The sequence below is a fragment of the Phyllobacterium sp. genome (assembly GCF_037994425.1).
Classification (GTDB): domain Bacteria; phylum Pseudomonadota; class Alphaproteobacteria; order Rhizobiales; family Rhizobiaceae; genus Phyllobacterium.
The window spans coordinates 1-14,242 of the sequence record NZ_JBBNAM010000310.1; the positions used below are offsets into that span (position 1 = coordinate 1).

Annotated in this window: 13 protein-coding genes; 8 read left to right on the plus strand and 5 right to left on the minus strand. The window is 56.7% G+C overall.

The window, feature by feature from the left end; genetic code table 11:
- Positions 1-743: 743 nt before the first annotated feature.
- Entirely contained in the window at positions 744-977 is a 234-nt protein-coding gene (locus tag AAAB35_RS20870; RefSeq protein WP_340670194.1) for a hypothetical protein, read from the plus strand.
- A gap of 316 nt (positions 978-1,293) precedes the next feature.
- Here AAAB35_RS20870 and AAAB35_RS20875 read toward each other — a convergent pair whose 3' ends face one another.
- Positions 1,294-2,634 carry an aminotransferase class I/II-fold pyridoxal phosphate-dependent enzyme gene (locus AAAB35_RS20875; RefSeq protein WP_340670195.1) on the minus strand — a complete coding sequence of 447 codons (1,341 nt, stop codon included), beginning with the start codon at positions 2,632-2,634 and terminating at the stop codon, positions 1,294-1,296.
- A 104-nt stretch (positions 2,635-2,738) separates the two neighbouring features.
- Here AAAB35_RS20875 and AAAB35_RS20880 point away from each other — a divergent pair, with 104 nt between their 5' ends.
- From AAAB35_RS20880 to AAAB35_RS20905, 6 genes are all read left to right on the plus strand, one after another.
- The gene (locus tag AAAB35_RS20880; RefSeq protein WP_340670196.1) at positions 2,739-3,731 is read left to right on the plus strand and encodes a nitrate ABC transporter substrate-binding protein; all 993 of its coding nucleotides are present in this window, start codon (positions 2,739-2,741) and stop codon (positions 3,729-3,731) included.
- Positions 3,728-4,516, plus strand: coding sequence for a deaminated glutathione amidase (locus AAAB35_RS20885; protein WP_340670197.1), 789 nt, complete (start codon positions 3,728-3,730; stop codon positions 4,514-4,516). The genes AAAB35_RS20880 and AAAB35_RS20885 overlap by 4 nt, the downstream gene beginning before the upstream one ends.
- Positions 4,517-4,554: 38 nt before the next feature.
- Positions 4,555-5,451 carry an ABC transporter substrate-binding protein gene (locus AAAB35_RS20890; RefSeq protein WP_340670198.1) on the plus strand — a complete coding sequence of 299 codons (897 nt, stop codon included), beginning with the start codon at positions 4,555-4,557 and terminating at the stop codon, positions 5,449-5,451.
- Positions 5,448-6,410, plus strand: a complete 963-nt coding sequence (locus AAAB35_RS20895) for an amino acid ABC transporter permease (RefSeq protein WP_340670199.1) — start codon at positions 5,448-5,450, stop codon at positions 6,408-6,410. Before AAAB35_RS20890 ends, AAAB35_RS20895 begins: the two co-directional genes overlap by 4 nt.
- The gene (locus AAAB35_RS20900) at positions 6,407-7,204 is read left to right on the plus strand and encodes an amino acid ABC transporter ATP-binding protein (RefSeq protein ID WP_340670200.1); all 798 of its coding nucleotides are present in this window, start codon (positions 6,407-6,409) and stop codon (positions 7,202-7,204) included. The genes AAAB35_RS20895 and AAAB35_RS20900 overlap by 4 nt, the downstream gene beginning before the upstream one ends.
- Before the next feature lie 280 nt (positions 7,205-7,484).
- The gene (locus tag AAAB35_RS20905) at positions 7,485-8,387 is read left to right on the plus strand and encodes a helix-turn-helix domain-containing protein (protein WP_340670201.1); all 903 of its coding nucleotides are present in this window, start codon (positions 7,485-7,487) and stop codon (positions 8,385-8,387) included.
- A gap of 470 nt (positions 8,388-8,857) precedes the next feature.
- On the opposite strand, the gene AAAB35_RS20910 is transcribed toward AAAB35_RS20905, so the two are convergent.
- Positions 8,858-10,708, minus strand: coding sequence for a mechanosensitive ion channel domain-containing protein (locus AAAB35_RS20910; RefSeq protein ID WP_340670202.1), 1,851 nt, complete (start codon positions 10,706-10,708; stop codon positions 8,858-8,860).
- A gap of 648 nt (positions 10,709-11,356) precedes the next feature.
- Between AAAB35_RS20910 and AAAB35_RS20915 the strand changes: the two genes are divergently transcribed.
- Positions 11,357-11,659: a hypothetical protein gene (locus tag AAAB35_RS20915; protein WP_340670203.1), complete on the plus strand. Its 303-nt coding sequence runs from the start codon at positions 11,357-11,359 to the stop codon at positions 11,657-11,659.
- Between the two features lie 106 nt (positions 11,660-11,765).
- On the opposite strand, the gene AAAB35_RS20920 is transcribed toward AAAB35_RS20915, so the two are convergent.
- From AAAB35_RS20920 to AAAB35_RS20930, 3 genes are all read right to left on the minus strand, one after another.
- Positions 11,766-12,110, minus strand: coding sequence for a DUF779 domain-containing protein (locus AAAB35_RS20920; protein ID WP_340670204.1), 345 nt, complete (start codon positions 12,108-12,110; stop codon positions 11,766-11,768).
- A gap of 61 nt (positions 12,111-12,171) precedes the next feature.
- A complete protein-coding gene (adh, locus tag AAAB35_RS20925) occupies positions 12,172-13,689 on the minus strand; it encodes an aldehyde dehydrogenase (protein ID WP_340670205.1) in 1,518 nt (505 codons plus the stop codon).
- A gap of 176 nt (positions 13,690-13,865) precedes the next feature.
- Positions 13,866-14,242, minus strand: a 377-nt coding sequence (locus tag AAAB35_RS20930) for a helix-turn-helix domain-containing protein (RefSeq protein WP_340670206.1), incomplete at its 5' end; no start/stop codon positions are given.

Here is a 14,242-nt window from a genome sequence, read left to right on the forward strand (position 1 = left end):
GTGGAATTTGTCCATTGCGATCATAGAACATGATCAGCTCGCCATGGCCATCTATCATTGAATATCGATTATATACTATATGACATATTATAGATATCAGCGGATATCTGGCCTGTAGCACGCGGCGGTCCACTCGATAATTACACCGGCTAGCGGCGGGTGGTGGGTGAGACAATAGCCGTGGGACCCGGGGGTGCTGACAGGCACCCAAACTATGAGCATCGGCTATTTTTGATAGCTTGAACAATTGAGGAGACTATTCAGACATGGGAACAATGAAACCATTGGCAACGCGCCCGATTTCTCTTGCCGTTGTCACTTCTGTCGCCGCGGTGTCTATGATTATTGCTATACAGCCCGTGGTTGCTGGTGCGCTCGATGCAGAGAGCATTGGCGGTGGAATCGGCAGCGCTGTTGGCGCTGGCTTAGGCGGGGCTGCTGGTAGTGCATTGGGCGGTCCGACCGGGGGCGCTATAGGAACAGGCTTGGGAAGTCAGGCCGGAAGAGAAATAGGAGAGCGTGTCGGTAAACAACTTGGTGACTCCGATTGGAGTGGCGTGCCTGACGACTCTCGTTACGATGCAATGGGCAACTACGGCGGCGGCGGTAGTGATACGAGTGGGCGTGGCCAAGATGGTCCAAGTAATAGCGGCCACCACTAATTGCTATATGCCTAAAACAATCTTAAATGAACAGAGGCGCGCAATTTGCTTCTGTCATTTCTTCATAGAGGGAAGATATCGATGATGGAACTGTTGGTATCAACAAATAACGCTATCCTGCGGACCTCATTCGGAGCAAGGCTGCTATTGCGCGGCTTGATCGTTGGTGTGGCCACACTCATCTCTTATCAGTTTTTCGCCAAGGGATCATATTATTCATTGGTCATGTTGCTCGCCGTAGCTTGTATTGTAGGAGGACTATGGTGGCGCAAAGACGAGACAGGTCTTTGGCAAGGCTGGAAAAACAAACGGTAACATCGTTCGCCCTGGCCCGCGTGCAGCCGGATTGGCCGCGCGGGGCTAGTATATCCCTGGGCTCCTCGGTCGCTCAGCTCTCGTCGAGGCTACAAAATTGACAGATCCACACTGTGTGTGCGCCGATGCACGAGCTTGTTGCCAGACACTCAGGGACGGATGGTACCCAAGCGACTGATGAACAGATTGTTGTTGGATTCCCATCTTCAGCGATCGGCCCCGCAAGATGCTACTGCCCGAGGCCGATCGCCCCTCCGTTAGTGATTGCGATCTGAAAGCAATTTGTAATCGTGATGATAGAAATCCTTCCCACACTTCAAAATCGGTGATCCGGATTGCGCACAGCGAGCGCGATTGCATCAGCAACCTCATCCTCCCTGTCTTTCAATATGCTCGTTGCGACCCGGATATGATTAACTGGCCGTACCGAGCACTTTTCACCTGCGAGCACGGCGATGCGGCGCGCAGCAAGGGTTACCAGCGCGAACTGTTCCGATTCAACCGGGACCCAGAGCACAAGACCGTCTCCGCCCGAAAGATGGACACTACGTTCGCCAAGCGCCCGAATCAGCGCGTCTCTCCGCTGCTTGTACACGGCTCGGGCGCGAACCATGCTCCTTGTCGTTTCTTCATCCTCGAGCAGCCAGGCCACAGCAGACTGCAGCGCCCGGCTCGTCCAGCCCGCGCTGAAACTGCGATAGGACTGGATTTGCTCAACAATGCGCACTGAACTGGAAAGCACGGCAAGCCGCAGGTCCGGGCCAAGGCTCTTGGAATAGGATACGATGTGGATAACCCGGTCGGGGAACCAATTGCCAAGGGTTGCCGGGGGCAGGGCCGAAACGTCGCCCACGCCATCATCCTCAATAATGAGGGCATCGCTGTCCTTGAGAACGCGGGCAAGTTCGTTGAAGCGAACGCGGCTCACCCCACCTCCCGTGACGCAATGGGTGCGCGGCTGAAACAGGAAGGCGGCTGGCTTCTTTTGCAACGCTGCAGCGAGTGAATCCGGCAGTGGCCCATCACCATCGCATTGCACCGGAAGAATATGCGCACCAAGATCTTCGAGAATATCAAGTAGCCGCATCGCCGTCGGGTCTTCGATTGCAATAAAGGATCCGGGCATGATCAATGCATGCAAAAGCGCATAGACGGCATTATACCCGCCATTGGTGGCAAGGTAGGCCTCGGGCTTGTACGGCCAACGCGGCTCGACCGCTGCTTGCAAATCCGGAAGAATTCGCACACGCCGGTAGCTGTTGAGATTTTCAGCTGAGGCGCCGTGCTTGAGCGCTTCGCCAAGCGGTGGCAACAGTTCGACGTCCGGAACGGCCATCGAGAGGTCGAGAACTTCGTCGCCGTAATTGCCAGCGCTCGCAAGCCGGGCGGGACGCGGTGCAATGCGATCGCCGCTGACCCAGGTACCGTTGCGTCCACGCCCGGTGATGATCTTTTGCCGCCGCAACTCACTCCACGCTTCCGAGACAGTAGCCGGGCTGATGCCAAGCGTGAAAGCCAGGTCGCGGATCGCCGGCAACTTTGTGCCGACAGGAATGGCGCCGGCGCGAATGAGGGCACCCGTCTCAATGGCGATCCCGCGCATTGTCCGGTCACTCAATTTTTCCGCAAACCACTCAACCGAGGCAATTTCGCTCATCGTTCATCCCTCTTTTTAATGTTCAGTAACGTAATAGCAATTGATCAGTCAAGAATGAACATTTAGCTTCCCGCTGGAAAATGTAAAACCGACGAGGAAATATCTTGGGTATCACTGTTCGATTGGCCGTCCGCGATTGGGATTATCTGACGCCGCTGGCGCTCGGCGATGTCAGTTCGGACAAGATAGATTTGAAGATCGACCGCGTCGGCACTCTCGTTTCAAATATCGGTACCGATCCGCAATATGACGCGGCGGAAATTTCCTTCAGCCGCTATGCCGGAGGCCGGGCAAAAGGAGAAATGGATGTGCTTGGCATCCCCAATTTTGTCATGCGGGGATTTCGGCACCGTTGCATCATCACAGCCAAAGACAGCCCAATCACACGGCTCGAACAATTGGCGGACAAGAAAATTGGCGTTACCGGGTGGCGGGATTCCGGCAACACCTGGACGCGGGCCGCGCTTGCTCATGCGGGTGTCGGAATTGAAGATGCGTTCTGGTTTGCAGGACGGTTGACCGAAGCCCATCCAATTGTCGACAGGCTGGATGGCTTCGGCCGACCCGGGCGCATTGAAGCTGCACCCGGCGAGCGGCCAATGATGGAGCTGTTGGAGACCGGCGAACTGGACGCTGTATTCACGCCGTTCATGCCCGACAGCTTCTTTGGTACCAACGCAAAATTCCGTCACGTCCTGTCTGACTTCCGCGCCGAAGAACTCGCCTACTTCCGCGATGTGGGCTACGTGCCGGGCATGCACCTGCTTGGTCTGAAAGCAACATTTGCCGCCGAGCATGGCTGGCTTGCCCGGGAGTTGAGCGAACTTCTCGACGAATCGCAGCGCGTCTGGCTTAACAAGCGCCGCAAATATGCCGACACAACGCCCTGGATAATCGAGGAGCTCGGCCATGTAGCGCGGGATCTGCCAGGCGGCTGGAATGAGAGCGGTTTTGCCGCCAATGAACACATGATTGCCGATTTTGCCGAACAACTGCATCTGCAAGGACTGACACCAATGTTGCTTACGCCAACCGATCTCTTCCCGCACGAAGTGCGCCAATCCTCCAAATCGAACCGCTTAGGAGTGCCGGCATGAAGGTTGCGCTTGGTCAATTTGCCGTTAGCAAGAACTGGCAAGAAAACGCCGACATCTGCGTCAGGCTGATCGGGCAGGCACAAGAAGGCGGCGCCGATCTGCTTGTCTTGCCTGAAGGGATTCTTGCACGCGATATCACCGATCCGGACATCGTGCTCAAGGCGGCGCAGCCGCTGGATGGACCGTTCATGACGCAGCTCCTGGCAGCCAGCCGCAACAGCGATCTGACCATCATGATGTGCGTTCACGTGCCGACTGGCGGCGAGCGTGTCTTCAACAATCTAGTCACTATTCGTCGCGGTGAGGTCATCGCGCAATATTTGAAGCTGCACCTTTACGATGCCTTCGCTGCCAAAGAGTCGACCAACGTTCAGCCTGGGGCAGCGGTTCCCGAATTGATCGATGTGGCTGGGCTGAAGCTTGGGCTGATGACCTGCTACGATTTGCGCTTTCCAGAGCTCGCGCGCCGCCACGCCATCGATGGTGCAGACGTGCTAATCCTGCCCGCCGCATGGGTCAAGGGGCCCGGCAAGGAGGCACATTGGGAGGTGCTGGTCACGGCGCGAGCGCTGGAAAATACCTGCTATGTCGTCGCTGTCGGAGAATGCGGCGAACGCAATATCGGCGCCAGCATGGTCGTCGATCCGCTTGGCGTTGCTGTAGTGCGCGCGGGTGAGGCGCCGCAATTGATCTTCGCCGATATAGAACCAAAACGCATCAGCCATGCACGATCAATCCTGCCGGTCTTGGCGAACCGGCGCTTCGCACGACCCGAACTCGCCTGACCAACTGACGTTATTGAATCAAGAAAAGGGGAATGAACATGAAACGATTGAAACTGGCATCAGCCGCGTTGCTTGCAGCGTATATCCTCGCAGTGCCGGCCATGGCCGAGGAAACAGCTGTTGCGAAACAGACGGTCAATGAAGCGCTCAAGGCGAAACTGCCGGAGGAGATCCGCAAGGCTGGAAGCATGATCTCCGTTAACAATGGCTCTTTCCCGCCCTATGAAATCGTCACGGGTACGACGGAGATGTCCGGTGCCAGTGCCGATCTTACCAAAGCACTCGGTGAACTTCTCGGTATCGAGATCAAGCATGCCACCGTCAGTGGCCTGTCGGCGCTCCTCAGCGGCATCAATTCCGGCCGTTACCAGTTCGCCTTTGGTCCTGTCGGCGACTTTACAACCCGAGAGGAAGCCAACGATTTCGTCGACTACGTGCAGGAGTATGTTGTGTTTGCCGTACAGAAGGGCAATCCCAAGGCTATCACCTCGCTTGACGCCGCCTGCGGAACCCGCATTGCCGTCATGGCGGCCGGATCGGCCGAGAAGGTCATCAAGGCGCAGGCGGAAAAGTGCGTCAAGGATGGAAAGCCTGCAATCGAAGTTCAGTCATTCACTGATCAGCCAAGTTCCATTTTGGCCGTGCGTTCCAGGCGCTCCGACGCCTTCTTCTCCTCGCAGGCGCCCTTGACCTATTTCGTCCAGCAAACCAATGGCCAGCTTGAGCTTGCGGCAACCGGCGAGAAGAACGGTTTCGACAATCTCTATCAGGGTGCCGTGGTTCCCAAGGGCTCGCCGCTCGGCGAAGTCCTGCGCGATGGTCTTAAAATTCTCATGGACAATGGCACCTATGCCATCATCATGAAGAAGTGGGGGCTTGAGAAGAACATGATCAAGGAGCCCGGCATCAATCTAGCGGGTCAGAGTGCTAAATGACCAGTGACAGCCGGACAGTGGCATCGCCTCCCACGGGCGATGCAGAGGCGGCGCTTCGCGATGTGGCGAACGCACACAAGCCATTTCGAACCGATCGATGGCTCCTTTGGGGCGTTACGCTTCTCGTTGCCGCGAATTTTCTCTGGATAGTTGCCCACAATGAAAACTTCGGCTGGCCGACAGTTGCGCAATGGTTCACCGAGGAGACGATTCTGCGCGGCCTCTACGTCACACTTGGACTGACCGTCGTTGCAATGGCCATTGGCGTCGTCATCGGACTGCTTCTCGCCGTCGCCCGGATGTCGAACGATCGGCTCGCCAGCTCGCTGGCGGGCCTTTATATATGGTTCTTCCGTGGCACTCCGCTGCTGGTGCAACTGATATTCTGGTACAATCTTTCCACGCTTTTTCCACAGATCTCACTTGCGATACCGTTCGGGCCGACGCTCGTCAGCTGGAACACCAATGACCTGATCACGCCGATGACAGCGGCCATTGCCGGCCTGGCGCTCAATGAAGCCGCATACATGGCCGAGATCATTCGCGGCGGTCTGCTTTCCGTCGACAAGGGCCAGATCGAAACGACCGAGGCCTTCGGCATGACGCGCGCCCGGGCGCTTTGGCGCATCATCATTCCCCAAGCCATGCGATCGATCGTTCCGCCAACCGGCAACCAGCTGATCAGTATGATCAAAGCGACATCACTCGTCAGTGTGATTGCCATGGCCGATCTGCTCTATTCGGTGCAGGCCGTTTACAATCGCACATTCGAGGTCATTCCGATGCTGATGGTTGCAGTGATCTGGTACCTTTTCATCACCTCGATCCTCAATGTCGGTCAGGGCTTCATCGAACGCTATTACGGCCGCGGTGAAATCGGCGCAACGACCGCAACAAGAAAGCAGGAGAAGGTCGCCGTCACGGCGATTTCCGCCATGGCTCGGGAGGGCAGCAAATGACCGCCGCTTTGTCCATCAATCCAGTCGAAGCCGTCGAGCCCTTGGTTCGGGCCCGCAATGTACACAAGGCCTTCGGTGAGGTGGAGGTGCTCAAAGGCATTCATCTCGATGTTGCTCCGGGTGAAGTCGTCGTCGTCCTTGGGCCTTCGGGCTCGGGTAAATCGACGTTTCTACGCTGTATCAACCATCTCGAAGCCATTGATCGCGGATCGATCGTCGTTGCAGGGGAACAGATTGGCTACTCCCTGCACAATGGCAGACTTAACAAGCTGCCAGCCCGGGCGATCGCCGTGCAACGCCGGCAGATTGGCATGGTATTCCAGCAGTTCAATCTCTATCCGCACATGACTGCGTTGCAGAACATTGTAGAGGCACCCATCGGGGTTCATAAACAAAACCGTAGGCAAGCAACCGAGCTCGCAATGGAATTGCTTGCCCGCGTCGGGCTGACGCACAAGGCCGACGCCTATCCGCGGCAGCTATCAGGCGGCCAGCAGCAGCGCGTGGCCATAGCCCGTGCGCTTGCCATCAAACCGAAGCTGATGCTTTTCGATGAACCGACGTCGGCACTTGACCCGGAACTCGTAGGCGAAGTCTTGGCAACGATGCGCGATCTTGCCGATCGAGGCTTGACGATGATTGTCGTCACGCACGAGATCGGATTTGCCCGGGAAGCGGCCGACCGAGTGGTGTTCATGGATGATGGAATTATTGTTGAACAGGGGCGGCCGGATGATGTGCTCGGTAACCCGCAGCATCCACGAACGCGGGCCTTTCTCAGCCGATTCATCTAGGTTCTGTCGCGAGATTTTCAGGGTGGCGGGCCTCGAGTAACCTGCACATTAATCGACATCCAATCACGTTTGGGACGTTGGAAAATCGCAATTTCCGACGTTAAAGGGCAATTTTCGTGGCGCCGACCTCTTGTGAAATACCCAATGATACGGAATAGGGCGCTGACGTCGCATGGAAATGCGCCATACGAGAACCGAGAGGCGCCGCTGACCCCGTAGCGGCCTAAGTTTGATCCCCACGACTGAAGCTGACACCGCCACAGCATTGAAGGAGCCAGGGATGCCAAGGAATGTTCGCGACGCTACTGATGATCATCGATTGGCACGTTGGTATCGCAAGAGCGGTTTCGCGCGGTTCTGCGACACGATGGAATTTCGCGCCAAAGGGCGCGTCGAATTGTGCAGCATCAATCGCAGAACGGTGCACGGTACGTTCTCTGGCATGGACGCTATTCGAATTATAAATAGTAGCGGAACCGGACGTTTTCGGCGCAACATTGGCTATGGCTGGGAAGAGGGCTCTCTCCAAGGCTCCACGACATTCGTCCTGCCGGCCAATGCCGGGTTTAGTTTACATCTCGATTACGAACACCGAAATCGGTCAATATCATTGCACCCGACTCTGCTCGAGACGCGGATACATGTCCCCGCTGAGCGCATTGTCGCGGCGTTCGAACGCATTTCGAATAGCTATTTCACCAAGCACTGCGTCAACAGCCTTGTGAATGAGATATGGCACAATAGCGCCATGGATACTGGCTGGCTTGGCGAACTCTTTTGCGACAGCGCCTCGCTCGCCCTTGTGGCTTACCTGCTCAGCGAAGAGCTGAGGTTCGATCAACAAATTAGAAGGGGAGGGCTCGCGCCGCATCAGATGAGGATGCTCATCGATTTCATGTCTTCGCGTCTCAGCAACAAAGTTAAAATAGCGGAGCTGGCGGGTATAGCCGGTCTCAGTGAATATCATTTCATTCGGGCATTCCGTAGGCAGACCGGGGTAACGCCCTACCAGTACATCTTACGCATGCGGATCAACAGAGCCACCGAGCTGCTGCGGCAACATCCAAACAAGGGTATTGAAGAAATTGCGCTCCTGTGTGGGTTTTGCTCCGCATCCACCTTGGGGCTGCAATTCAAGCGCGTGATTGGCATCAGCCCGCGATCCTATCGCGATCGGCTTTGATCGCGCCATAAGCTGCAGGGATATGCAACGATCTATGCCCTCTCATCCGGCAGTGTTGCCGATGGGCATAGCCGCGTATGCCGCCTATGGCGCAAAAAGCGGACAAGCGATCGGCGCGATCCCAAGTCTCGCTTTCATTGCAGCATCCCAATGTCTGATACGCCAGATCGTCTTTTGGGATCCAGACGGCCGGTTTAAAGACGGGCGATTTCATCAGTGTAGGTCGAGTTAGCCCGTAAAGGATGGCGAGACAGGCGAACCGTTCCATCGGGACGGTTCAACTCAGTGATTTTAGTCATTAGGGCACAAATCCAGGCTATGGTGCAAATCAGACTTATGTCCGCCTTGCGCGCAAACACCGGACATTGAATGACGCGATATCTCGTCTAAGACCGTATCTTGCGATAGGGTAATATTTCGATCGCGAGGAGCTTTGCGGCCGAAACGATTGTGACCTCGAAACGCGGTGGCTAGCTGGATTCTCCTGGAACGGCATTGGCGGTCATTGGTTTCGGCACGGCTTTAATACCGTTCTGTCTGAACGCGTTTTGTACCGCCATTAACGTTTTCCGGCGGATCATCGACTGTTTGCCGGGTTTTGCTGTAAACGACGCCTTGATGATCAGCGTCCCGTCCTCAACGTCGCCAATGCCTTTGCTTTTGAAGGTCTCGATCAGGTCCGGGGCAAGCTCCGGGTCGGTGGCAATGTCTTGTCCGATTTTTTTGAAGAGCTTGCGGACCAATTCGACGTCGGTGTCGAAGGCAACACGGAAACTAAACTTTTCGATCGCCCAATCGCGACTGTAATTCTGAATCTTGCCGATCTGGCCATAGGGCACCGTCGCGATTGAACCACGCGAGTTGCGCAGTGATACGGACCGTATCGAAATCTTCTCGACAGTTCCCTTGGCACCCGACGTTTCGATATATTCGCCGAATCGGAAGGCATCGTCGATCAGGAAGAAAAGTCCGGATACAACATCCTTGACAAGCGTCTGCGAGCCGAAACCTATCGCAAGCCCAAAGACGCTTAGGCCGGTGATCAGCGGCCAGACATTGACACCTTGCGAAACCAGGATCGAGAGCAGCGCCAATGCCAGAATGCTGGATTTTCCGACACCGCTGATCAGCGGGACGATCGTGCCCAGCCTCGATCGCGGTACACCTAGCTCTCCACCACCGACTTCCGTACCTGATATGCGCAAGGCACGTTCTGTCATCGTCCCGACCACATTCCATAGAAACGCCGCCACGAGGGCGATCAACGCTATACCGAACGCGTCGCGCGCGACGCTTCGCAACTCGAAGCCGAGCCCGAGAGCCAACGGCGTCGCCCACAAGGTCCCCAGCATCGCAATTGTGCCGATAAACACGGTAAATCGCGCGGTCTGCCGCGCGGCAGCCGCAGGGATCGAAATGTGCGGAGCTTCTAATTTGCGCTGGGCCCAACTGCCGATCATCGCGTCGAGATGCGGCATCAGAAGCAGCATGAGGATGGTCACAATCACGGCCGATCCGGGCAGCGGCGCGCCCAGCGTAAGAGCGATCTGGCTGCTGATAAATGTGATAACGAGAAATCCGATGACGATAGCCGGCCAGCATTTGGCAAGTCGACTGCGCCATCGGCTTCTCGTTTGCTGACCGGCGACTGTCACCGCCATCGTGCGCTTGTGTCGCCAAACCACACCTGCGAGCAGAACGTAGGTAGGAATTGCCATCAAGACCGTGCGGGTCAAATCTCTGAGACCTGGCCCTGCACCCCAAATCTGCAATGTCGTGACAAGACCGACACCGATGATCGCCCAGCTTATAGGAATCGACAGATCACGGGACAGCGCCAGCATATGAAAGGATTGGTCTCGGAATTTCGGCGGTCGCGATGCCGTCAATATGAGTCTCGTCAAGTACAAAACGATAAAAACAACGATAGTCACAACCGCCCATAGTCGAAGGGTCCGCAGAGGCAAGCCTGACGGGGCAAGCAGTCTCGCCGCGGCAAGACCTAGCGCCAAAGCAAAGCCAGCGGCCCCCGCGTTCAAGAAAAATCTTCGCCAGCCAGGTGCGTTCCATATTTTAACTTGCCGGACCAGCACGAGGAAGCTGCCTGCGGTCAGCGCCACGACCAGGGCGATTGCAAAGGAGAGGAAAACGGGCGATGTCGATGCTGCCGTCAAGGCGTTCCGCAGATTTGCCAACTCGGCGGATAGGTCCAGCAAAGCAGAGAAGCGTGCGTGCAGCCCCACCAAAAAACCATCGGCGACGTTCTCAACGGCTGATATCGCTGAATTCAAATCGACGTCGGCCACTGTTTCTTCGCTCACCTTTCCTGCACCTCTCTTGCGCGCCTCGGCCCTATGTCGGCGGAGGCGGTTCCATTTCGTCGTGGGGACTCCGCGCCACCATGCTTGCTCTATTGCCGGGTTTGGCCATTACAGGACTTAAGCCCGCCGCGTCGTTCTAACGACATTTGCCAGTGCCTGCCTTGCCCCAACGGCTTGGTTCAGATTCAGGGTTCGTGGCTGGCATTGTACGCGTTTTACTGCTGCCACGCCCGTAACATCTGGTATGCTACGGCATGACTGAAGTTCCGCCATCGTTCACCGCGATGACGCCCGCCTCGGATTGCCGCAAAATGCGGGAACGTCCGCTATGATCCCCAGAACGGATACCAGGGAACCCCCGTTGAAGGTGGTGAACTTGTTCTGTGCCGTTGATCATGCCTTCGGCACTCGCTCCATTGTCACCGCCAATACAGATGATCAAGGTGTTGTCGAAATCGCCAAGGTCATCCAGCCCAAGACAAAAGACCTGTGGGTTTGCCGCGGGCAACTGCTAGTGCTTGGCGAGGGGCGCTTGCACGATAGATTTTGCGTGCCATTCGGCCGTCGCGACGGTTTTCGGACGCGAGATAGCCCTTCTTTCCCACGATTTCAGCATCGGTAGAGAGTTACAGCGCTGAATCTGTATCCGTGGCAGGCAAGCTCGTCGATCATTCCTTGACCCTAGAGTTCGCCTTCGACGGCCTTGACAGGGGCGGAGTCAATTCGCCCTCCTACGTCACCACAACTGGAATGGCCGTGCTTTGCGACATTTCGTGGTCCTCCCTGGTGCCCAAAGGGTATGGCATAGCGGACTTAAGGGCGACCGGCCAAAGTCGTCCGCAAAGAGATGGCTATGGTACCTTCGTCAACGGCATTGTGGCGCCTTATGGACTTGGCGGTACGCCAGAAATTGCACTGATCAACATCGTCTCTGCGCGTTACCTAGTCTAGGAAATGCAAACGACGTTCAGAACGAATCTTACAGGAAAGCGTTCCCCAGCGCGAGCATTGGCTGGACTTCTCGCTTGTTTTCAAGACACGAGGCTGAGCTTAAAGTTCACGCCTTGGCACCCGGCACACAGACCTTGGAGCGCGTCAGAAAACGCAGTTCGCGGCCATTATCGAGTGAAAACATACCGCCGCGGCCCTTGACAACATCGATGATCAGTTCGGTGTGTTTCCAGACTTCATACTGGGATGCGCTGATATAGACCGGCGCGCCGCCAATCTCGCCAAGCTTGACGTCCTGGTCGCCGATCATGAAATCGCCCTGCGCATAGCACATCGGCGAGGAACCGTCGCAGCACCCGCCGGACTGGTGAAAAAGGATCGGTCCATATTCCGATTGCAGGGTTTTGATCAGTTCGAGAGCGGCAGGGGTTGCACTGACTTTTTCTTCCATGGGTCTCTCCGCAACAAAGTCGATGGCGCAGAAAGCCCGCGCCATCGACGATGCAACTTCCTCAGAAGAAACCGAGTTTCTTCGGACTATAGCTGACAAGCATGTTCTTCGCCTGCTGGTAATGGTCGAGCATCTTCAAGTGGTTTTCACGACCGATGCCGGACTGTTTGTATCCGCCGAATGCCGCGTGCGCCGGATAGGCGTGATAGCAGTTGGTCCAGACGCGTCCAGCCTGGATGGCGCGGCCGAAGCGATAGCAGGTGTTGGCGTCTCTGCTCCAGATTCCCGCGCCGAGGCCATAGAGCGTGTCGTTGGCGATCGCGAGCGCTTCGTCATTGTCCTTGAACGTCGTCACGGACACCACTGGGCCGAAAATCTCCTCCTGGAAGATGCGCATACGATTGTGGCCCTTGAACACGGTCGGCTTGACATAGTAGCCGCCGGCAAGGTCACCAGCGAGTTCATTGCGGCCCCCGCCGGTCAAGACTTCGGCGCCTTCCTGTTTGCCGATATCGATATAGGACAGGATCTTTTCGAGCTGTTCGCTCGACGCTTGCGCACCGATCATGGTTGCAGGATCGAGCGGGTCGCCCTGCACGATCGCCTCGACACGCTTCAAAGCGCGCTCCATGAATGTGTCATAGATCGACTCGTGAACAAGGGCGCGACTCGGGCAAGTGCATACTTCACCCTGATTGAGGGCGAACATGACGAAGCCTTCAATCGCCTTGTCGAAGAAGTCATCATCTTCGGCCGTCACATCCTTGAAGAAGATGTTGGGGGATTTGCCGCCAAGTTCGAGCGTCACTGGAATGAGGTTCTGGCTGGCATATTGCATGATCAGACGACCGGTCGTTGTCTCGCCGGTAAACGCGATCTTGGCAATGCGGGGACTTGAGGCGAGGGGCTTGCCAGCTTCGAGCCCGAAACCGTTGACGATGTTGAGAACGCCAGGCGGCAGGAGATCGCCGATCAGGTCGGCGAGAACGAGAATGGATGCTGGCGTCTGTTCTGCGGGTTTCAAGACGACGCAGTTGCCTGCAGCAAGCGCGGGCGCAAGCTTCCATATCGCCATCAGCAGCGGGAAATTCCATGGGATGATCTGGCCAACGACGCCGAGCGGTTCGTGGAAATGGTAGGCGACCGTATCATGATCAATCTCGGAAATGCCGCCTTCCTGGGCGCGGATGGCCCCGGCAAAATAGCGCAGGTGGTCGATGGCCAACGGCAGGTCGGCGGCCGTTGTTTCGCGGATCGGCTTGCCATTGTCCCAGGTTTCGGCCTCGGCGAGCACATCGAGGTTGTCTTCCATTACCTGTGCGATCTTGTTCAGGATGACACTGCGCTGAGCGGGACTGGTGCGGCCCCAGGCATCCTTGGCAGCATGGGCGGCATCAAGAGCAGCCTCGACGTCACTTGCATCGGAACGGGCAATCTCGCAAAGGACCTGTCCATTTACGGGCGAGGTGTTTTCGAAGTAACGCCCGGACTTCGGCTCGACGAATTTCCCGCCGATGAAGTTGCCGTAGCGCGACTTGAATTTGGGTGTGACTGTGCGGTTGAATTCTACCTTGTTCATCGTGTTTCCTCCCTGGCGCACGCCCGCCATTGAAGCGGGGCATGGCGCGGTTGATACCGCCTCCTGCGGCAGGAGTTGAGGATCGCCGACAAGCGGCTGCATGTCAGCCGGGTGCCGGCAACCTTCCGGACGCGGTGTCGCAGATCTGCGACAGATCATGCAAGAAAACGGTGACGTCAGTTGAGGCCGAGTCGCTTCAGCTTGCGGTGCAGGGTGGCGCGGCTCATGCCAAGCATGCCGGCAGCGACCGATACATTGCCGCCCGCATTGCTCAGAGCACGGCAGATGACACTCCGTTCGGCCGAAGCGAAGCCGCGTTCGGCATCAATCTCCTGACCGAGCAGGTTGGCCGCTGGCAGCGACGCTTCGAGGCTTTCGTCGGTCAATCCGAACACATGGCGTGCCGAACGCGAAGCGCCGATGACGAGATCATCCTGATCAACCGCGATCAGCGCGTTTACGATGCGATCACCTGCAATATTGTCGCCGGCCATGACGATCCTGGCCTTGGGAAAAGCCAGCCGGAAATTTTCCGCCTCAACGCGTCGCGCGG

What these genes read in the sequence shown, in the direction of transcription:
- AAAB35_RS20870 (WP_340670194.1), top strand. Translation starts at nt 744, where the DNA reads ATGATGGAACTGTTGGTATCAACAAATAACGCTATCCTGCGGACCTCA.
- AAAB35_RS20900 (WP_340670200.1), top strand. Translation starts at nt 6,407, where the DNA reads ATGACCGCCGCTTTGTCCATCAATCCAGTCGAAGCCGTCGAGCCCTTG.
- AAAB35_RS20895 (WP_340670199.1), top strand. Translation starts at nt 5,448, where the DNA reads ATGACCAGTGACAGCCGGACAGTGGCATCGCCTCCCACGGGCGATGCA.
- AAAB35_RS20875 (WP_340670195.1), bottom strand. Translation starts at nt 2,634, where the DNA reads ATGAGCGAAATTGCCTCGGTTGAGTGGTTTGCGGAAAAATTGAGTGAC.
- AAAB35_RS20905 (WP_340670201.1), top strand. Translation starts at nt 7,485, where the DNA reads ATGCCAAGGAATGTTCGCGACGCTACTGATGATCATCGATTGGCACGT.
- AAAB35_RS20890 (WP_340670198.1), top strand. Translation starts at nt 4,555, where the DNA reads ATGAAACGATTGAAACTGGCATCAGCCGCGTTGCTTGCAGCGTATATC.
- adh (WP_340670205.1), bottom strand. Translation starts at nt 13,689, where the DNA reads ATGAACAAGGTAGAATTCAACCGCACAGTCACACCCAAATTCAAGTCG.
- AAAB35_RS20885 (WP_340670197.1), top strand. Translation starts at nt 3,728, where the DNA reads ATGAAGGTTGCGCTTGGTCAATTTGCCGTTAGCAAGAACTGGCAAGAA.
- AAAB35_RS20920 (WP_340670204.1), bottom strand. Translation starts at nt 12,110, where the DNA reads ATGGAAGAAAAAGTCAGTGCAACCCCTGCCGCTCTCGAACTGATCAAA.